Raw genomic sequence first — 20,380 nt, 5'->3', positions numbered from 1 at the left:
CCTAGTACAAGCGCGCGGAAGGTTCGCACGACGCAGCCAGGCCTCATGGCCGAATGAAGCGGTAATGCGCTACCAGCCATTCCTGGCCGTTGGCATAGCCGAACAATTCGGCGCAGGCCATCCAGAACATGCGCCAGCGCTGGAACCACAACGAAGCGTGTTCGCCGTAGGCCTCGCGCAGCACGGCCATCACCGCCTCGCGCTGGCTATCCTGACGCTGCAGCCAGTGGTTGGCGGTCTTCTCGTAGTGCGTGCCATCCACCGACCAGCGCTGTTCGATGGCGAGCGCCTGCTGGAAATGCAGCAAGGTGTCGCCGGCGGGCATCAGGCCGCCGGTGAAGAAGTGCCGACCCATCCAGTTGTCCGCACCCGCCGTCTCGAACGGATACGCCAGCTCACGGTGCGCGAAGATGTGCACGAACAGTTTGCCGCCGGGCACCAGCCAGCTGGCGATGCGCTGCATCAGCACCTGGTAGTTGCGCATGTGCTCGAACATCTCGATGGAGACGCAGCGGTCGAACTGCTCCTCCGCCATGGCGAGCGTGTTCACGTCCTGGGTCAATACGTGGACGTTGCTCAGGCCGCGCAGCCGGCATTGCATCTCGATGTGGCGACGCTGGCGGTGCGAGTTGGAGACAGCGGTGATGTGCGCGTTGGGATAGCGTGCGGCCATCCACAAGGTGAACGAGCCCCAGCCGCAGCCGAGCTCAAGGATGCGCTGCCCGTCGGCCAGCTCGGCGCGTTCGCCGTACAGTGCCAGCATCGCATCCTCTGCCTCGGCCAGCGTCTCGTTGCCGCGCGGGTAGTAGCAGCACGAGTACTTCAGGCGCGGGCCGAGGCAACGTTCGAAGAACGCCGACGGCAATTCGTAGTGCTGCGCATTGGCCGCCGCCGTTTCGATGGCCAGCGGGCTGCGCTTGAGCATGTCGATCAGCCGCGACTGCCGCTCTGCCTGCGCGGAAAGGCCGCCGGCGCGTTCCTCGCGCAGGCGCCCGGCGCACATGCGACGGATGCCGAGGCGCAGCAGCGCGTCGGGCAACAGACCGCGTTCGGCCAAGCCGAGCACGCCGGCTGCCGCGTGCTCGGCCGACAGTTCCAGGGTGTCCTGGGCAACGGTATGCATCATTCGGTCCTCAGGCCGGTGGAGCGTTTTGGGAACCACGGGAAAAGCATCGGCGTGCTGCGCTGGTAGGCGCGGTAGTCCTCACCGCGGGTACGCAACGCCTGCGCCTCGGTGAACGGGATGCCGCTGATGAAGCGCAGGAAGAGAAACATCAGCACCGGTCCGCTCCACGCAAGCCAGGCCAGCGGCGAGCCGACCGCGAGCGCGACGTAGGCGAACCAGTGCAGCCATTCGAAGAAGTAGTTCGGATGGCGCGAATAGCGCCATAGCCCGCAGCGACAGGTCCGGCCGCGATGTTGCGGCTGGCCGCGAAAGCGCGCGAGCTGGGCATCGGCGACGGCTTCGCCGAGCACGCCGGCGATCCAGATCACTACGCCAGCGATCAGCCATGGGCGACGGACGGCTGCGTTCGTCGCCACCGCCACGAAGGGCAGGGCGAACAGCGGAATCAGCATCGCCTGGAACTGGAAGAACGCGAACAGTATGCGCTGGTCGCCGCGCCAATGCTCGCGCATGGTGCGATAGCGGCCATCCTCCGGTTCGTGGCCCACGCGCCGCCACAGGTGCAGCGCCAATCGCAAGCCCCACAAGCCGCTCAGCAGGCCGAGCAGCAGACGCGGCGCCGTCGCACCGGGACCGAACCAGGCCAGCAGCGCCGCGGCGCCGCATAGGCCGGTGGCCCACAACACGTCGACGACGCCCGTGTTGGTATGCCGCCGCTGCCAGTGCCAGCCCAGCGCCATCATCGGTGCGGCCAGCACCCACACCAGCAGCAGGATCAGCCACGCGTTCATGCCGCGTCCCGTACGACGTCAGCCTGCAGCCAGCGTCGCGCGAGCGTGGTGAGCAACGGCAACGCGACGGCCCAACCCGAGGCAAGAGCCAGCAAGCTCGGCCAGATCGGCGCGGGCAGCAACACCGCATGCCAACCGCGTGCGGCACCCAGGTAGGCCAGCGGTCCGCCGATTGCGCCGAACACGGCGGCCAGCAGGGGCCGCGTATGCAGATAACCGAACAACGGCACAATGGTCAGTGCAAAGGCCAGCCACAGCGACATCAGCCACGCCGGTGACTCGGCCCACGGCCATGGCGTGGCGTAGCCCACCAGCCCGGCACGCACCCACAGGTTTTCCAGGATCAGGCCGAGCAGGAGTGCCGTCGCAACCAACCGGCATTCCGTGCGCCGGTGCACCGATGCCCGCAGCCGCCAAACCGCGAAGGCGAGCGCACCCAGCACGCCCGGCCACCATTGCCCGTGCCCAGCGCCGATCACGGCGACGAACCATACCGCTTCGTAGGCGATCAGGATGAGCCAGAAACTCATGCCGCGCCGCGCTCCGTGCAAGAGCCATCCCACCGCCAGCGCGGACGCGCCATGAGCAGGTGCGACACGCCGATCGACCGTTCGCGGAAGCCGCCCTCGCAGTAGGCGAGGTAGAACTCCCACATCCGGATGAAGCGTTCATCGAAGCCTTGTGCGCGCACCTCGGGCAATTTCGCCATGAAGCGTTCGCGCCAGGCGTGCAGTGTGCGCGCGTAGGAGTCGCCGAAATCCTCCTGCGCGATCAGGCCGAGGTCGCTGCTGCGTGCCTTGGCTGCGAGCATCGCACTCAGCGAGGGGATAAAGCTGCCGGGAAACACGTGGCGTTTGATGAAGTCCACCGACTTCAATGCCTGCGCGTAGCGGTGGTCTTCGATGGTGATTGCCTGCAGCAGGGCCACGCCGTCGGGCTTGAGAAGGCGTCCGAGCTGATGGAAGTACGCGTCCAGGTATTCGGCCCCGATGGCCTCGATCATCTCGATGGACACCAATTTGTCGAACTGGCCGTCGAGGTCACGGTAATCCTGCAGCAGCACGTGGACTTGGTCGCTCAGGCCTGCCGCCGCAATCCGTTCGCGCGCCAGCGCATGTTGCTCCCGCGAGATCGTGGTGGTGGTGACGTGGCAACCGTAGTGCTTCGCCGCATGCAACGCGAAGCCGCCCCAGCCGGTGCCGATCTCCACCACGCGATCGCCGGGCTTGAGGTCGAGCTTGCGGCAGATCAGATCCAGCTTGCGAGCGGATGCGGCTTCCAGCGTGTCGTCGGAGCCTGCCCAGTAGGCGGAGGAGTACATCAGGTCGCCCGACAGGAACAGTCCGAAGAAGTCGTTGCCCAGGTCGTAATGCGCGGAAATATTGCGGCGGCTGCCGTCGCGCGTGTTGCGCCGCAAGGCGTGCACCGCGCGCATCGCCATGCCGCCGAAGCGCGCCAACCCGGTTTCCATGCCGTCGAGCAGGTCGCGGTTGCGCAGCAACAGGCGGATCAGGCCGACCAGGTCGCTGCAGTGCCAGTGGCCGTCCATCCAGGCCTCGCCGGCGCCCACGCTGCCGTTGGTCGCAACGGTGCGATAGAAGCCCGGATCGAGCACGTCGATCGGCACCGACAGATCCGCGGGCTCGCCAGCCGGCGTGCCGATGAGCACGGTGCCCAGCGCATCGCGCAAGGTCAGCCGGCCATGGCCAAAACCTGCCAATTGCCTGAGCAGGCGCTCGCGCAGGAAACGGTCGAGACCGCCGATGGAGGCACGGGAATCGTGATGGACGACGGCATTCATGGCGCGCCTCGCGGAAGTTGCGGATGGTCGTGGAAGGGGTTTCGTTTCAGCCACAGGCGCAGCGCGTTCCAGTAGATCGCGCCCACCACCTGCGCCGTCATCAGCGGGTAGCGCCACAGCACGCGCGCCAGCGAAGCGCCGGTGAGCGGCAGACGCTGCATGCGCAGGTGCGCGCAGAACTGGGGTTCGCCGTCGCGCAGCACGTTCATATGCACCTGCAGGTCGTCGCCGGGCACGCTGAAGCGCCAGTCGTATTCGCGGTCCATGGGCATGAACGGCGAGACGTGGAAGGTTTTGGGGAAATCCCAGCGCAGCAGGCTCCCGTGGTCTCGTGCGGTGTCGCGCGGCAGCACATAGGCATGGCGTTCGCGCCATGGCGTGTTGGTGATTTCGGCGACGATGCACTCCAGCGTGCAACCGTCCTCGCCGTAGCAGTAGTAGAAACTCACCGGGTTGAAGACGATACCGCCGTAGCGCAGATGCGTGAGCAGGCGGATCGGCCCGGCCGGGCGACGGCCCACCGCCTGCTGCACGCATTGGCGAACCGCATCGGCCAGCGGCATCCAGGCCGCGCCGAGGTAGTCGCTGCGACGGAATTCAGCGAGGTTGCGGCGCCCGTTCGACCACAGCCAACGGTTGGCGAACACGCGATCCACCTCGTCGAGATCCAGGTACAGCTGCGCCATGCGATAGGCAAAGGCGTGCGGGTGCGGCGTCATCCGGCGATGCCATACCGTGCCTTCGTACACCGCGCTGTGCAGTGTTTCGCTCATGCGGCTTCCCTGGCCGGGCGCGGCGGCTCGGCGAGCCCGGCGTCGTTCCAGCGCACGTCAAACGCGGCAGCCAGTTCCACCGCGCTGCGAATACCATCTTCGTGAAAGCCCCATCCCCAGTACGCGCCGGCGAACCAGGTGTTGTTGACGCCCTGGATTTCCGACTTGCGTTCCTGCGCGGCTACCGAGGCGTGCGTGTAGACCGGATGGTGATAGCACAGGCGGCGTAGGATCTTGGCCGGATCGATCGCGTCACTGCGATTGAGCGTGACTACGAGCGGTTCGGGCGAATCGAGCCCCTGCAGCAGGTTCATGCAGTAACTCACCGTGCATGGGGCTTCCGGCTTGCGTGGAATAAAGGCATTCCAGGCGGCCCAGGCCTTTCGCCGCCTGGGTAGCAGTGTGGCGTCCGTATGCAGCACCACGTCGTTGGCTTGGTAGGGAATCGCCCCAAGAATGCTGCGCTCACGGTCGGTGGCGTCGGTCAGCAAAGCCAGTGCCTGGTCGCTGTGGCAGGCGAGCACTACGTGGTCGAAACATTCGCTACCTGTGCCGCTTGTCACGGTTGCGCCGTACGTACCGCGCAGGATCCCGCGCACGGTGCTGTTCAGACGTTCGTCCACTTTCCAGCGCCTGCGTAGAGCTTGCACGTAGGTGGCCGAGCCGCCGCGCACCACGCGCCATTCCGGTCGTTCGGCCACTTGCAGCATCTGGTGATTCGCCATGAACTGCACGAGGTAGCGTGCCGGAAATGACAGGATCTGCGCAGGCGGTGACGACCACAGCGCCGAGGCCATCGGCACCAGATGCTCGTCGCGGAACGCTGCGCCGTAGCGGTGTTCGGTGAGCCAGTCGCCCAACGTAGGCCCCTGGTGCGAGCCATCGAGCAGGGCAGGCGCCTCGCGGTAGAACCGGAACAGGTCGCGCACCATGCCGATGAAGCGCGGCGACAACAGGTTGCGCCGCTGGCAGAACAGCGTATCCAGTGAGGTGGCGTTGTATTCCAGCCCGTTAGCTTCGCTGTGCACCGCGAAGCTCATCGTGGTGGGTTGTGAGGCCACGCCGAGTTCCTCGAACAACCGCGTCAGCAACGGGTAATGCACCGGGTTGTGCACGATGAAGCCGGTGTCCACGAAGTAATGGCGGCCGGCGAGCTCGATATCGTGCGTGTGCGTGTGGCCACCGAGGTAGTCGTTCGCCTCGTACAGCGTCACTGAGTGGCGGCGCGACAGCAGCCATGCCGAGGCCAGACCCGCGATGCCCGATCCGATCACGGCGATGCGCATCTCAGTGCTCCGCCTTGCCAAGCACCCATGCGGGCACCGGTTTCAAGTCGTGTACCAGGCCGAGCAGCGCCATCAGCTTGAGGCCGTACCAGGTCAGGTCTATTTCCCACCAACGGAAGCCCTGTCGCGCGCTGCCGGGAAAGTAATGGTGGTTGTTGTGCCAGCCCTCGCCGAAGGTGAGCAGGGCGAGCCACGGATTGTTGCGACTGTCGTCGCGCGTGGCGAAGCGGCGCGAGCCGAAGCGATGCGCCAGCGAATTGATCGTCACTGTGGCGTGGAACAGCACTATCGTGGATACCACGAACCCCCATACCAGCAATTGTGCGCCGCTGGTATGCAGTTGCGGCGCCACGTGCTGCAGCAAGGCGCCCAGCACGTACAGCGCCACTGCCAGCAGCACCGGCATGGCGATGTCGTAGCGGTCGAGCCAGTGCAACTCCGGATACGCCGCCAGGTCCGGCACGCGCTCCAGTTCGGTGCGAAATGCTCGCGGCGTGAGAAACCAGCCCATGTGGCTCCATAGGAAGCCGTGCACACTGGGCGAGTGCGGATCGAGCGCGGTGTCGGCGTGGCGATGGTGATTGCGGTGGTGCGCGGCCCACCACAGCGGGCCGCGCTGCACGCAGGTGGCGCCGATCACGGCGAACACGAACTGCACTGCGCGCGAGGTGCGAAAGGTCTTGTGCGAGAAGTAGCGGTGATAGAAGCCGGTGAGCGCGAACATGCGCAACACATACAGCACCGCAGCCGCAGCCAGCGCCGTCGGCGACACGCCTACCCAGATCACGCCGAAGCAAGCCAGGTGGAGAGCTACGAACGGCGCTGCACGCAGCCAGTCGATACGGTCGGCGCGTGCATCATCCATCGCCTCCGATGTTTCCGCCGTATCGAACCATTGGCGCAGCCTGTGCCGACGGTGGACAGACGCAGCGGCCATGCTTGCAGCTAGGACGGGACGGGCGGGCATGGCGGCGATCCAATGGCAGGTTGTCTATCCATACGAGCGTGATCGCCAAATGGATGCACGCCATCACCGGATAGGTGCTGCATCCAAAAGGCGCCCGGATGCGTATGAGTCCCCGAGAGCATCCATCGTTGCCATGCCCTAAGATGAAACCCGAATCCCATCTAGCAAGCTTGTCGCCATTCGAGGTGGCGAGGGCCATGTCGAGCAGCGACCCACAAGTGCGCGATGCAGGCTATTGGTCCGCGCAGATGGCAGCAGTGTCGCTGCGGCGCGACCGCGACAGCTTCATGCGCATCTATGACCACTTCGCGCCGCGTACGCGGCTTTACCTGAAGGGGTTGGGCTGCCCCGAGGCGGTGGCCGAGGAATTGGCGCAGGAAGCCTTGTTGCGCCTATGGCAGGCCGCGGGACGCTACGATGCCACGCGCAGCAGCCTTTCCACCTGGCTGTTCCGCATCGCGCGCAACCTGCACATCGACCGGGTGCGCCGCGAGCCGTACTGGGTACCGATGGACGACGAACCTGGGTGGGTGGACAAGGACGACGCCAGCGGTTTTTCCTCGGCCGAAAGCCACGCCGAGCAGGTCGAACTCCAGCAACGCATTGAACACCTTCCGGCCATCCAGGCCCGCTTGATCCGCATGTCCTATTTCGAAGCCAAATCGCACCAGGAAATCGCCGAGGAACTCGGCATGCCGCTGGGCACCGTGAAATCCAGCCTGCGTCGCGCGTTCCTGCGCCTGCAGCTCGGTGTGAGGGGGCAGGCATGAACCCGCGCCATCATCTCGACGAGGCCACCGTGCTCAGTTTCGCCGCCGGCGCGCTGTCGCCGGAGATGGTCGCCGTGGCGGCCACGCACATGGAAGTATGCGGACTCTGCCGCGAACGACTGTCCGGCGCCGAACGCATCGGAGGTGCCTTGCTGGGGCAGCAGCAACCCGCAGTGGGAGACACCGCGCGCGGTGCCCGTCTGCGCGAAGCGATGCTAGGCCTGCTCGACGAGGAACCGAAGATCGAAGCATCCCAGGCCGCTGCGCCCGCGTCGTCGAACGATGCCCCTGCCGCGGATTGCCTGCCATCGCCGCTGCAGCCGTATTTCGGCCGCTCATGGCGAGCGCTGCGCTGGCGTTGGATGGCGCCGGGCGTGCACATGATCCGGGCCGCACGTGGCAGTGGCGATACCCTGATCCTGCTCAAGATCGCTCCGGGCAAGAGCATGCCGATGCACAGCCACCAAGGCACCGAACTTACCCAGATTCTGCAAGGCGCCTACAACGACGCGCTTGGTCATTTTGCTCCCGGTGACGTGGCCGATCTCGACAATGAGATTGAACACCAGCCGATCACCGCGCCAGGCGTACCTTGTGTGTGCGTTGCTGCGCTGGATGCGCCGCTGCGTTTCCCTGGCTGGCTGGCGCGCAAGCTGCAGCCGCTGGTCGGCCTGTAATGCAATCCACACTAGACCATCGCGAAATCCGCTACCGTCAGTCCAAGCACGAAGATAGGCCCCGGTTTGCAAAGGGATAGCCTGCGGCCTCGATCAAATTCGGGTGCCGCGCGGAAATCGCGTCATTGGTCGGCACCACACGCCACTATTGGACAACCAGGCGAAGGGCTGGCACGGCACAGGCCAAAAATGCGACGAGATATTTCATGGACAGGCTCCGACAAAGGTCTGACTGTCCGTAGCTTGCTCAGGCCACTGCTGAGGTGCCTTCTGGATTTTTGCGATGTCGTAGCCCATGCCCTTGGCCCGCTCCAGCATGGTTTGGTAGTCGGCATCGGATACCCGCGGCGTGCGCGCCATATACCAGAGGTAGTCACGCGCATCGCGCACCACCATCACCTGGCCGTAATCCGGCTTCAACCAGCCGATCAGGTACTGGGTACTCAGGAAGGCGAAAAAGCGCACGCGCCATTCACCATCGCCGCTGCCCTTTACTACGCTAGCCGTCGAATGCAACAGCTTGACCGGCGTTTCGAAGCTGCCGGGCCGCTGCCGAAACCAGGTGCAGATCGTGCCGTCCGCGTTGCGGCTATAGGTCTCGACCGAATTGTGACCGCCTCGCTCGAAGCGTGTCGGAATGGAAGCGATCACGTACCAGCGGCCCATGTAGCGAGAAAGATCCACACCCTGCACCGGCTGGATCGGATCGGTCGCCCCTGCGCAGGCCGCCAGCGACAGCATGCCCAGCAAGCTCAGGGTGATCATGACTCGCATGCGTTTCATGTGAGGCACCCGGTAGTTGCGCGGCATGATCAGCCGCCTTTGGATGCATACGGGATATACGCAGTATTGGATGCGGCGCGATGGAGGTTTGCTCAGCGCGGTGGAAGCGCCTGCCATTGACGCAACGCTGCTTCCCGTGTGGCGCTTAAATCCACGATCGGTGCGGGATAGCCGCAGTTGGTGAGTGCATCCGGATCGCGCCACGGCTCATGCAACAGCTTCGTGGGCAGTTTGGCTAACTCCGGCAGCCAGCGCTTCAGATAAGCCGCCTCCGGATCAAATTTCGCCGCTTGCGTGTGGGGGTTGAACACCCGGAAATAAGGCGCGGCATCGGCGCCACAACCGGCGACCCATTGCCAGCCAAGCGTGTTGTTGGCGAGATCCGCATCCACCAGCGTGTCCCAGAACCAGCGCGCGCCGTGCTGCCAGTGCAGGCGCAGATTCTTGGTAAGGAAGCTGGCAGCGATCATGCGTACGCGGTTGTGCATCCAGCCGGTATGCCAAAGCTCGCGCATGCCGGCATCCACGAGCGGGATGCCGGTGCATCCCAGTTGCCAGCGGCGCAAGATCGCAGGATTGTCATCCGCCCAGCGGAACGAGTCGAAGCGCGGATTGAAGTTTTCGGTCGGTGTCTGCGGGAAGTGGTAGAGCAGGTGATGGGCGAACTCGCGCCAGCCCAACTCGCGCAGGTAGGGTTCGAGATCGGGACGGCGTCGCGCATCCATGCGCTGGGTGCGCGCCTGCAAGGCGTGCAGGATCTGGCGCGGGGTGATTTCGCCGAAATGCAGGTGCGGCGAAAGGCGCGAGGTGCCGTGGCGCGCCGGCAGGTCGCGACCGTTCGCGTAGTCGGCCAGGGCATCGTCGACGAACACTTCCAGCAATTCCTGCGCGCCCGCTTCGCCAGGCTTCCAGCTCGCGGCCAATCCGCCGGCCCAGGGAATTCGCGGCAGGAGCTCCAGCGCATCCAGCGGCAGACTGCCAGACAGTTGCAGCCACTGGCGGGCATGGGCTTCCGGCAACGGTTGTTCGGCCGGCAACTGCGCGCGCAACTTGCGCCAGAACGGAGTGAATACGCGATAGGGCAGGCCTTCCGCCGTGGCCAGCTGCCAGGGCTCACACCACAGATTGCCGGGCAAGCTATGGACGGCGATGCCATCGGCGCGTAGAGCCGCCTTGAGTGCGGTGTCGCGCGCGATGGCGGCCGGTTCGTATCGGCGGGTCCAGTACACGGCGCGCGCGCCGCTGGCCTTGATCAGCGCACGCAACCTGGCAAGGCTGTCGCCGCCGGCGATATGCAAGGTCGCGCCTTGCGCCGAAAGGCGTTGCTGCAGCGCCTCGAGCGCATGATGCAGCCACCAGCTGCTGGCACCCCCGGGTTGCCACGGTGCTTCCTCGTCCCGCGCGTGCAGGTATAGCGGAAGTATGCGTTCGTGCCCGGCGCAGGCTGCGTCGAGCGCCGGGTGATCGGCCAGGCGCAGGTCGCGCCGGAACAATACGAGCGCGGTGTCATGGCCGATGGAGGATGGTCTGGTCAACGCTGTCGCCGCCTGTCGCCGCCTGTCGCCGGACGTGAACTCTACCTTGAAGCCCGGTGCGCGATCAGGTGAAGGGATCGAGGGCACGACGAGGATGGGCTTTCGACTGAATACGCGGACCCTGGCTGCTTTTTTTTCCGCTGCCTGTTTCATCACGGGATCAAAGCGTCATCCCGCCATCGATGGTGAGGCTTGAGCCCGTCATATATCGGGGCGACGCTCTGGCCGGATATGAAACCAGTTCGGCGATGTCTTCGGCCTCGCCCACCTAGCTCCGTTGGGGCCTCAGGCGACCGGTTTGACGACACCCGTCTCGTCTGCGAGTGCATCGACCGCGACCACGCTCGTCCTGGCGTGCTCTGCGCCAACGCCGGCTTCTACGAAGTCGATGCGCCGGGCGGGTTGAGCGAGACGCATGTAGACACCACCTTCAATATCAACGTGAAGAGGACGGCGTCGTCGGGCAGATATGCCGCATGCGGGTTGCAGCCATACGTGAGCCGCCACGTTCCATGAACATCTCTCAGTGAATCATCTGTACGCACCCAAGGATTCCCTCATGCATATCGATCTCTCCACCCGTACCGCCATCGTCAGCGGCTCCACTGCCGGCATAGGCCTGGCCATCGTCAAGGGGTTGGCCGGCGCCGGCGCGCGCGTCGTCATTACCGGCCGCACGCAGGCGCGTGTCGATGCGGCTCTCGCCGCAGTCAGGAAGGAACTGCCGCAGGCGAGGCTTGACGGTGTCGCCGCCGACCTCGGCACGGCTGCAGGTGCGGAGGTGCTGATCCGCTCGGTGCCGGATGTGGACATTCTGGTCAACAACCTGGGCATCTTCGAGCCCAAGGCTTTCTTCGATATTCCGGATGCCGACTGGCAGCACTTCTTCGAGGTCAACGTAATGGGCGGCGTGCGGCTGTCGCGGCACTACGCACAAGGCATGGCTCAGCGCGGCTGGGGACGCATCCAGTTCGTGTCCAGCGAGTCGGGCGTGCAGATTCCGACCGAGATGGTGCACTACGGCGTGACCAAGACCGCCCAGCTCGCGGTGTCGCGCGGCCTGGCCGAGACCCTCGCCGGCACCGGCGTCACCGTCAATGCCATCCTGCCCGGCCCGACCCTGTCCGAAGGCGTGGGCGAATTTTTCGGCAAGATCGCTGCCGAGCGCGGCGTGCCGCAGGCGCAGATAGAGAAGGAATTCATCACCACTCACCGTCCCAGTTCACTGATCCAGCGGCTGGCCAGCGTGGACGAAGTGGCAAACCTTTCAGTGTATCTCGCCTCGGAGCAGGCCTCGGCGACCACGGGTGCCGCCATGCGCGTGGACGGCGGCGTGGTGCGATCGGTTGTCTGAGTCGGTCCGGGACGCGTCAGCTTCCAGACCTGGTTCGGGACAGTTCTGGGATAAGGCATGATGGTGAGCCAGATGACTGGACCGAGTTATCAGGAGCAGGGCGACTGGCCGCGAGAATGTCGCCCGATCGTATTCCGGTCACGTTTGTCGCCTCATCCGTCCTGTCGCTGTATCGGCGTCCCTGGACTTCGTGTCAGTCCGTGTGCCCGAGCACCGGCTGATTCGCCGAGTCATTTCGGTGTGAGATGGAACAGGCCGCCAGGATCTGCGTCTTGCAGCATCCAGAGCGAGCCGTCCGGCGCCTCTTCGATATCGCGGACGCGTTTGCCGATACTCCAGCGCTGGACCGCGGTGGCGCCGCCCTTGCCGTCAAACGTGACGCGAACGATGGCCTCGCTGACGAGGCCGCTGAGCAAGGCGCTACCGTTCCAGTGCGGGAACAGGTTGCCTTTGTAGAACATGAGATTGCCCGGCGCGATCACCGGCGTCCAATAGATCACCGCCTTGGCGAGATCGGGTCGCGTATCCGGGCTGGGAATCGGCACGCCGTCATAGTTGATGCCATAGGAGACCAGCGGCCAACCGTAATTCTTGCCACGCTCGATCAGGTTCAGCCTGTCGCCGCCGCGCGGGCCATGCTCGAGTTCCCACAGCTGGCCATCGGGAGCAAAGGCGAGGCCATAAGGGGTGCGGTGGCCGGTGGTCCAGGTTTCCGCCGGCGTCAGGTTGGGCCCGGGGAACGTATAGGTGCTGACTACCGGCGCGGCCTTGGCTTTCTCGGTATCGGCTGCCGGATCGATCAGCGGAATGGTGCGGGCACCGACCTTTCCTGCCCACGGATTGCCCGGCGCGGGTTTGCCGTCCAGCGTCAGCCGCAGGATCTTGCCCACCGGTTGGTTGGGATCCTGCGCAGGAGTGAAGCGCTGGCGGTCGCCCAGCGTGAGGAACAGGTACTTGCCGTCCGGCGAGAACGCGATCTGGCCGCCGGGCTGACCGCCCTTGCCCGTGGGCATCTGCCGCCACAACACCTGGAAACCGTCCAGCCGGGGCTGCTTGCCATCCAGCACGAGCCGACCACGGCCCAGAGCTACGCCGCCGCCGTAGTCACCCGGTGCGACATACGTGAGATACACATTGTGGTCGATGGCGTAATGCGGCGAGAGGAAGACACCCAGCATGCCGTCCTGACCTTCGACATAGCTCGGCGGGACGCCACCGATCTCGGTCTTGGCGCCCTGCGGAGTCACCAGATCGACGCGGCCGACCTTCTCGGTCACGAGCATGCGGCCATCGGGCAAAAACGCGATGCGCCAAGGCAGATCGAAGCTCGCCACCTTCGTGACGGTGAAGGGAAGGTTGGGGTCGGACTTCTGTTCGCCCGCATTGGTTTGCGCATGGGCGGCGCTTGTCAGCAGAGCTGCAAGAAAGACCCCGGATGCCAGCTTCATCATCTGCATGTTTCCTTGCACCCGAATGAGTGACCCCGAACATCCTAGCGCTCCGAATGCCGTCCCGGTGTGATGATTCTTTTCAATTGCGTGCCCGAAGCGGCGGCTGATTCGCCGAATTATTCCGGTGTGAGGTGGCAGGCCGCCGGGTTCGGCATCTTCCAGCATCCAGAGCGAGCCGTCCGGCGCCTCTTCAATATCGCGGACGCGTTTGCCGATACTTCAAAACGCTGGACCGCGGTGGCGCCGCTTTCACACGATTGGCGGAAGAGTGCAAGGGCAAGAACGCACGACGGTATTGCCCCCGGATATCTTCCGGTGCTTCGAAAACGACGCCTTCTGGATCGTGGTTGATGCTATGTCCGGCATGGATCACGATTAGCGCGTCGGCGTGAGTGCGCACAGGCGGGGCATGCGCATGTTCCAGTGAACGTTGGTGCGCGAAGGCCTTTCGCGCGAAGGGCTCTTTCGGCGGCGTTGAACGGCCGCGAATCTCAATAGCTATTACATGCCGGCCGTGCGATGCGGCGCATGACAGGGAAAATCGAATGAACCGTGTGTATCGACTCATATGGAATCGGGCGCTGGCCGTCGTGCAGGTGACGTCCGAGCTGACGCGAACGAAAGGTTCGTCTTCGGGCGCATCCGCAACACGCGTCCTGCGCCGCCGTCCGCTTGCGCTGGCAATCGCCACCATGACGTTGGCTTGCGTGACCGCGCCGGCATGGAGTCAGACCTGTACGTCGAGCGACCCGTCGGGTTGCGGCGCGTCGGGTGGCATTGGCGGACGCCCCGGCCGCAGTCCGGATGGCGGCGCCGGCAACGGCACCGGCGGCGACGCGATCGTGTGGAATCCCAACACCAGCGAAAGCGCGGGAAGCACCGCCACCAACGGCACGGGTGGCAATGGCGCGGATGGGGTCTTTGACGTAGGTTCGGTCAATATCACTGCGACCGGTGGAGCGGGCGGCAGCGCAGGGGCGATCGGTTCGCCGGGCGTCGTTTCGTCCGTCACCGGTGGTACCGGCGGCGCCGGTCAGGCGGAGTCCGGATCAAGCATCGTAGGCGGCGGCGGTGGCGGTGGCGGGGCTGGCGTTTACATCAACGACGGCAATTCGTCCCCCATTGTGGGGACTACCACGACCATCGCCGGTGGCGCGGGCGGCAGGGGTGGTGATGCGACCGCCTCGGCTTCGAACGGCAATGCCACGAATGGCGACCCCGGCGGCGGTGGCGGCGGCGGCGCGGGTGCGGTCATTGCCGCGGGTGCGGGTGGCGTATCCCTCATCAACAACGGCAGGTTGCTTGGCGGCGCTGGCGGGGCCGGAGGCAATGGCGGGTATGCCGGCAGTGGCGGCGGTGGCGGCGATGGCCTGCTGGTACTTGGCGTCGGTGCTGCGATTACCAACAACAGCACCGGTACGATCATCGGCGGCCTGGGGGGCAACGCCGGGATTTACCAGGATGGCGGGAACCTGCCAGGCGGCTACGGCAGCGGCGGCGCGGGCGTCAACCTCGTGGGCGTGGGTTCGTCGCTGGAGAACGCGGGCACGATCATCGGCGGCAACGCCAACACTGCCTCCGCTATACCGAGCGCACAGGACGGTACGCCGGGTGTCGGCGTGCGCGGCTGGGGTGGAGTCACGGTTGTCACCGACGGCAGCATTGCCGGCGGCAGCAACGGCAGCATGCAGGCGGACTCGCTGCTGTTCTCCGGCGGCGGGAACCAGCTGGTGGTCCTGTCGGGTGCCTCGTTTACCGGCAACATCCAGAGCATCAGCGGCAGCACCGGCGGCGGCGACATCTTTACGCTGGCGGGCGACGTCAACGGTTCCCTCGATGCTGCACTGATCAATGGCTTTGCCAGCAACACCAAGACCGGCAACAGCAATTGGACGTTGACCGGCACAGGCAACGCAGGCACCGACTGGACCGTCCAGCAGGGCGTGTTGACCGGCAGCGCCAGCGCCTTCGAAGGCAACCTGACGTTCGCGAGCAATGGCATCGGAACGCCCGTGGTGGACTTCAACCAGGCTGCCGCGGGCAGCTTCGCCGGCTCGGTGAGCGGCACGGGTCAGGTCATCAAGGACGGCGCGGGCCCGCTCACGCTTTCGGGTGACCTGTCCACGTTCAGCGGGGCGTTCACCATCAATCAGGGTTCGGTGTTGCTGACGGGCAACGGGAACCTTCAAGGTGCTGAGGTTGCCGATGGCGGCGCACTCGATGTCAGCGGTACCAGTGGCGCGACGGCTACCGTCGCCGGCATTTCCGGCAACGGCACGGTGACGCTGGGCACGCATACGCTGGTGATCGACAACGCCGCGAACGACGATTTCAGCGGAGCGATCTCCGGCACGGGCGGCGTCACGCTCAATGGCGGCATTCAGACGTTCTCCGGTGCCAACGCCTATCTCGGGGCGACGACACTCAACGGCGGTACGCTCGTCGTCTCGGCGGATGCCAACCTGGGACAGAGTACCGCTGTGCTGGCTTTCAACGGGGGCACGCTGGAGAACGACGGTGTGTTTGTGACCACCCGCAACATCAGCCTGGTCGGCACCGGAACGTTGCAGACGGATGCCGACCTGACGGTGTCGGGCAATATCAGCGGCAACGGTACGTTGATCAAGACGGGTACGGGCACGCTGACACTCAGCGGAAGCAACAGTTACATCGGCGGCACGACAGTCAGTGCAGGCACCTTGCAGGGCGATACGAACAGCCTGCAGGGAGACATCACCGACAACGCCGCACTGGTATTCAACCAGGCCGCCAATGGCACTTATGTCGGCACAGTCTCTGGCAGCGGCACGTTGACCAAGACCGGCACCGGCACGCTAACACTGGCCGGAGGCAACAGTTACAGCGGCGGCACGACAATCAGCGCCGGCACGCTGCAAGGCGATGCGAACAGCCTGCAAGGCAACATCGTCAATGACGCCGCACTGGTGTTCAACCAGACCGGCAGCGGCATCTATGATGGCGTGATCTCCGGTACCGGTACGCTGACCACGAGCGGTTCCGGCACGCTGACCCTCAATGGCGTCAACACCGCCAACGGTCTTACCACGGTGGCATCCGGTTCCACGCTGCTCATCGGCGACAGCTCGCACAGCACGGCTACCGTGGGCGGCGATGTCAGCGTCAACGGAGGCACGCTTGGCGGTTATGGCACCGTGCAGGGCAGCGTCATGCTTGCCAATGGCGCCTCGCTCACGCCGGGCAGTGCGCTCGCCGCGGGCACGTTGACCGTCAACGGCGATCTCACCATTGGCGCCGGCTCGCTGCTGAACTTCGACTTCGGCTCGCCCGGCCCCAACTTCAGCACGCCCGGCCAGAGCGATCACGTCATGGTGAACGGCAATCTGTCGATCGGCAGTTCCACGCTCAACGTCAACAATCTCGGCAGCATGGGGCCGGGCTTGTACAACCTCTTTGAATGGGGCGGCTCGTTGAGCATCACCGGCGGCGGCTTTGCGCCGCCGAGCGGCATGACGTTGCAGATACTCACCGTCAGCAAGCAGATCAACCTGGTCGACACGCTTGGCGTCACACTGAACGAGTGGGATGCGAACGGATTGGCCAGCCCGACCCAGCTGGGCGGCGGCAGCGGTACGTGGTCGTTGTCTTCCAACACCTGGTCCGACACCACCGGCCAGTATGTCGGCCCGATGTCGCCACAGCCGGGTTTTGCGATCTTCGGTGGCGCATCCGGCACGGTCACCGTGGACGACACCAACGGCACGGTCGGCGCCACCGGCATGCAGTTCGTCAGTGACGGCTACCACCTGACGGGCGGCGCCATCGATCTGGTGGGGCAGGGCGGCGCAGCGCCGGTCCTTCGCGTGAGCAGCGGCGACACCGCCACCATCGACAACGTACTGGACGGCGTCAACGGCCTGAACAAGACCGATGGCGGAACGCTGGTGCTCAATGGCGTCAATGGCTACACGGGCACGACCGTACTGAGTGGCGGCACTCTGTCGGTGTCCTCCGATGCCAACCTCGGCGCGAGCACCAACCCGCTGGATTTCGAAGGCGGTACGCTGGAGGTCACCGGCACCACCTTCAACCAGACGGCGCGCAGCATGGTCTGGGGCAATCCAGGTGGCGGCTTTGATATCGACAATGCCGCCAATGTGTTCACGGTAGCGCAGGCATTGACGGGTAGCGGTGGCCTGGCGAAAAGCGGCGCAGGCGTGCTGTCGCTCACCGGTGCCGATACCTACGCCGGAGACACCACCATCAGCGCCGGTACCCTTTCCCTGTCGGGCAGCGGGAACATTTCCCATTCCGCGGACGTGAGTATCGCCACCGGCGCCACCTTCGATATCGGCAATACCCAGAGCGGTGCGTCCATCGTGTCGCTCGACGGCAGTGGCGTCGTCAGTCTCGGCAACCAGACGCTCACGCTGACCCAGGCCAGCGGCAACTTTGCCGGCACGATCTCTGGCGCCGGCAGGCTCACGCTCGCCAGCGGCAACGAAACGCTGTCCGGCTCCAATCTCTATACCGGCGCCACTGTGATCGATGGCGGCATGCTGGCGTTGTCGGGCGGCGGCGCACTGGCCCATTCGTCTGACGTCAATGTCGCCAGCGGCGCCATCTTCGATATCACGAGCACCAGCAACGGCGCGTCGATCGTTTCACTCGACGGCAACGGCACGGTGAGCCTCGGCGGCCAGGTGTTGACGCTGACGAATGCAGCCGGCAATTTCAGCGGCACCATCACCGGCAACGGTGGCATCACGCTGGCCGGCGGGGCCGAGACCCTCGGGGGCAGCAACACGTATCTTGGCGGCACCACGATCTCCGGTGGCACGCTGTCGGTGTCTAGCGATGCCAATCTGGGCGACTCGTCGGGCAGTCTCGCCTTCAACGGCGGCACGCTGGCGAACACGGCCTCGTTCAACACGGCGCGCAACATCACCTTGGCAGGCGGCGGCACGTTCGACACCGTCGGCAACCTCACTGTGTCGGGCAACATCGACGGATCGGGTGCACTGATCAAGGATGGCGCAGGTTATCTGGTACTTGCTGGCACCGGCACCTACGCTGGTGGCACCACGGTCAATCAAGGCACGTTGCAGATCGGCAACAACGGCACCACAGGCACCATCGCGGGCAACGTGACCATCGGCGTCCATGGCGTGCTCGCGTTTCTCCGTAGCGACGCGTTCGAATTCACGGGTGCGATTTCCGGCAGCGGTACGGTGGTGCAGGGTGCTGGTGCGCTCATCCTGGACGGCAACAGCAGCGGCTTCGCCGGCACCACCACGGTGCAGGCCGGCATGCTGGAAGTCGGCGATGCCGGCACGCCGTTGGCAACGCTTGGCGGCAACGTTACGGTAGCAAGCGGCGGTACCTTGCGTGGCCACGGCACGATCGGCGGCAACGTCACCAACGACGGCACCCTGTGGGCAGGCGGCTCGATCGGCACGTTGACGGTTCGGGGCAACTACACCCAGGCGTCCGACGGCGTGTTCGAAGTGGAAGCCACGCCCGCTGGCCAGGCCAGTCTGCTGAGCGTCGGCGGCACGGCCAACCTGGCAGGCACGGCGTTGGTGCTCGCTGATGCCGGCACCTGGATGTCGCGTACCAGCTATACCGTGCTCACCGCTGCGGGCGGTATCAACGGACAATTCGCCTCGGCAAGCAGCAGCCTGCCGTTCCTGACACCCATGCTGGCCTACGGCACGACTACGGTGACGCTGTCGCTGCAGCGCAATGACATCAACTTCAGCACCGTGGCGCAGACACCCAACCAGCGAGCAGTCGCGACAGCGGCAGACATGCTGGGTTTCGCCAACGCAGCCTACAGTGCGCTGGTGGTGCTGGACGCGCCCGCCGCACGTCGCGCCTTCGACCAGTTGAACGGCGAAATCCACGCTTCCACGCGCACGGCGATCCAGGACGACGATCGCTACGTGCGCGATGCGATCGGCCAACACCTCGCCGGGATGACCAACAACGCCAACGGGCTGAATGTCACCGACGATCATGGCGTCACCGCGTGGACCTCGGTGTGGGGCCATTGGGGCAGCCATGACGGTGACGGCAATGCATCCAGCTTCAGCGCGAATGGCAGCGGCATGCTGGTGGGCGCCGATCTGCCGGTGGGTGACGATGCGAGGTTGGGCGCGATCATCGGCTCCGGCCAGGGCACGACGCGCATCGCCACGCTGGGCTCGTCCTCGCATGTACTCGACCAGCACATCGGCATCTATGGCATGGCACAAACCGGCCCGCTGCAATGGCAGGGCGGTGCGATCTACGGCCTGCAACACGTCGACACGAACCGCTTCATCGGCTTCGGATCGTTCGCGGGAACGGCGCAAAGCGATTACCACGCCCATGCCGCGCAGGGTTATGTCGATGCGAGCTGGCCGATCGCGTTTGGCAACGCCATGCTGGCGCCGTTCGCGAACCTGGCCTATGACAACCTGCACACGCCGGCATTTGGCGAAAGCGGCACGCCGGCCGCGCTCGACGTGGCATCGCAGGACAGCGGCGTGGGTTACGCCACGCTGGGTCTGCGCGCCACCTTCGACCTGGGTGCGCCCAACCACGGTTTGCATGCGCACGCCAGCCTGGGTTGGCAGAGAGCGTGGGGCGACACGCTGCCCACCACTACCGAGCGCTTCGCCGGCGGCGGCGACAGCTTCGAGGTCGCCGGGCTGCCGGTGGCGCAGGATGCAGCGGCCATCAGCGGCGGCATCAGTTTCACGATCACGCCTACGGTATCGGCGGACGCCAGCTATCAGGGACAGTTCGGGCATCGTGCTTCTGACCAGGCCGCGCGCATCAGCCTCGACTGGAAGTTCTGAGGCTACGTCGTACCGTCCGATGAGATGTCGGGCGAGCGCGTAGGTTGAAATTTGGCGAGGACGTTCCCAACAGTCTTCCCGAAATCAGATGTTCACTAACGTCGCCTTGGAGTGAGACGAACGTCGAACCGAGTGCCCTTCCGATATGTGGCGGGAGGTGCTGCGGTTGTTTGCTGGTGCAGCTTGATCCCGCGCCGCTGCCATTGGGCAGGCTGCAACGTTTGAATTTTGGGCTCTACGCT

14 protein-coding genes are annotated in these 20,380 nt (G+C 65.1%); 4 read left to right on the top strand and 10 right to left on the bottom strand.

Going from position 1 to position 20,380, the window contains the following annotated elements:
• Positions 1–43 precede the first annotated feature (43 nt).
• The 7 genes from ISP25_RS01890 to ISP25_RS01860 are packed head-to-tail and all read right to left on the bottom strand — an operon-like array spanning position 44 to position 6,744.
• Positions 44–1,123 carry an SAM-dependent methyltransferase gene (locus ISP25_RS01890; RefSeq protein ID WP_404611915.1) on the bottom strand — a complete coding sequence of 360 codons (1,080 nt, stop codon included), beginning with the start codon at positions 1,121–1,123 and terminating at the stop codon, positions 44–46.
• The gene (locus ISP25_RS01885; RefSeq protein ID WP_404612082.1) at positions 1,123–1,902 is read right to left on the bottom strand and encodes a DUF1295 domain-containing protein; all 780 of its coding nucleotides are present in this window, start codon (positions 1,900–1,902) and stop codon (positions 1,123–1,125) included. The genes ISP25_RS01890 and ISP25_RS01885 overlap by 1 nt, the downstream gene beginning before the upstream one ends.
• Positions 1,903–1,913: 11 nt before the next feature.
• Entirely contained in the window at positions 1,914–2,447 is a 534-nt protein-coding gene (locus ISP25_RS01880; RefSeq protein ID WP_404611913.1) for a DUF2878 domain-containing protein, read from the bottom strand.
• The gene (locus ISP25_RS01875) at positions 2,444–3,718 is read right to left on the bottom strand and encodes a class I SAM-dependent methyltransferase (protein ID WP_404611912.1); all 1,275 of its coding nucleotides are present in this window, start codon (positions 3,716–3,718) and stop codon (positions 2,444–2,446) included. Before ISP25_RS01875 ends, ISP25_RS01880 begins: the two co-directional genes overlap by 4 nt.
• Complete coding sequence (locus ISP25_RS01870) at positions 3,715–4,491, bottom strand: DUF1365 domain-containing protein (RefSeq protein WP_192157343.1); 777 nt, start codon at positions 4,489–4,491, stop codon at positions 3,715–3,717. Before ISP25_RS01870 ends, ISP25_RS01875 begins: the two co-directional genes overlap by 4 nt.
• Positions 4,488–5,777: an NAD(P)/FAD-dependent oxidoreductase gene (locus ISP25_RS01865; RefSeq protein WP_404611909.1), complete on the bottom strand. Its 1,290-nt coding sequence runs from the start codon at positions 5,775–5,777 to the stop codon at positions 4,488–4,490. The genes ISP25_RS01870 and ISP25_RS01865 overlap by 4 nt, the downstream gene beginning before the upstream one ends.
• A gap of 1 nt (position 5,778) precedes the next feature.
• Positions 5,779–6,744, bottom strand: coding sequence for an acyl-CoA desaturase (locus tag ISP25_RS01860; RefSeq protein WP_192157347.1), 966 nt, complete (start codon positions 6,742–6,744; stop codon positions 5,779–5,781).
• Between the two features lie 197 nt (positions 6,745–6,941).
• Between ISP25_RS01860 and ISP25_RS01855 the strand changes: the two genes are divergently transcribed.
• Positions 6,942–7,514 carry a sigma-70 family RNA polymerase sigma factor gene (locus ISP25_RS01855; RefSeq protein ID WP_404611907.1) on the top strand — a complete coding sequence of 191 codons (573 nt, stop codon included), beginning with the start codon at positions 6,942–6,944 and terminating at the stop codon, positions 7,512–7,514.
• The gene (locus tag ISP25_RS01850) at positions 7,511–8,191 is read left to right on the top strand and encodes a ChrR family anti-sigma-E factor (protein WP_404611905.1); all 681 of its coding nucleotides are present in this window, start codon (positions 7,511–7,513) and stop codon (positions 8,189–8,191) included. The genes ISP25_RS01855 and ISP25_RS01850 overlap by 4 nt, the downstream gene beginning before the upstream one ends.
• Before the next feature lie 204 nt (positions 8,192–8,395).
• Here the strand turns inward: ISP25_RS01850 and ISP25_RS01845 are convergent, their stop codons facing one another.
• Together ISP25_RS01845 and ISP25_RS01840 are read right to left on the bottom strand one after the other, a co-directional pair.
• On the bottom strand, positions 8,396–9,001 hold the full coding sequence (locus ISP25_RS01845) for a lipocalin family protein (protein ID WP_404611903.1): 606 nt from the start codon (positions 8,999–9,001) through the stop codon (positions 8,396–8,398).
• A gap of 65 nt (positions 9,002–9,066) precedes the next feature.
• A complete protein-coding gene (locus ISP25_RS01840; protein ID WP_404611901.1) occupies positions 9,067–10,509 on the bottom strand; it encodes a cryptochrome/photolyase family protein in 1,443 nt (480 codons plus the stop codon).
• A 559-nt stretch (positions 10,510–11,068) separates the two neighbouring features.
• Between ISP25_RS01840 and ISP25_RS01835 the strand changes: the two genes are divergently transcribed.
• On the top strand, positions 11,069–11,863 hold the full coding sequence (locus ISP25_RS01835) for an SDR family NAD(P)-dependent oxidoreductase (protein WP_404611899.1): 795 nt from the start codon (positions 11,069–11,071) through the stop codon (positions 11,861–11,863).
• A 230-nt stretch (positions 11,864–12,093) separates the two neighbouring features.
• Here ISP25_RS01835 and ISP25_RS01830 read toward each other — a convergent pair whose 3' ends face one another.
• Positions 12,094–13,479, bottom strand: a complete 1,386-nt coding sequence (locus ISP25_RS01830) for a PQQ-dependent sugar dehydrogenase (protein WP_404611898.1) — start codon at positions 13,477–13,479, stop codon at positions 12,094–12,096.
• Positions 13,480–13,859: 380 nt separating this feature from the next.
• On the opposite strand from ISP25_RS01830, the gene ISP25_RS01825 reads away from it, so the two are divergent.
• Positions 13,860–20,138 (top strand): autotransporter-associated beta strand repeat-containing protein, encoded by a 6,279-nt coding sequence (locus ISP25_RS01825; RefSeq protein WP_404611896.1) that lies wholly within the window; start codon positions 13,860–13,862, stop codon positions 20,136–20,138.
• Positions 20,139–20,380: the final 242 nt, after the last annotated feature.

It is taken from the genome of Rhodanobacter hydrolyticus (genome assembly GCF_044904645.1).
Note: the sequence above shows the minus strand (reverse complement) of the source record. Positions and strands in the feature narration are given on the sequence as shown.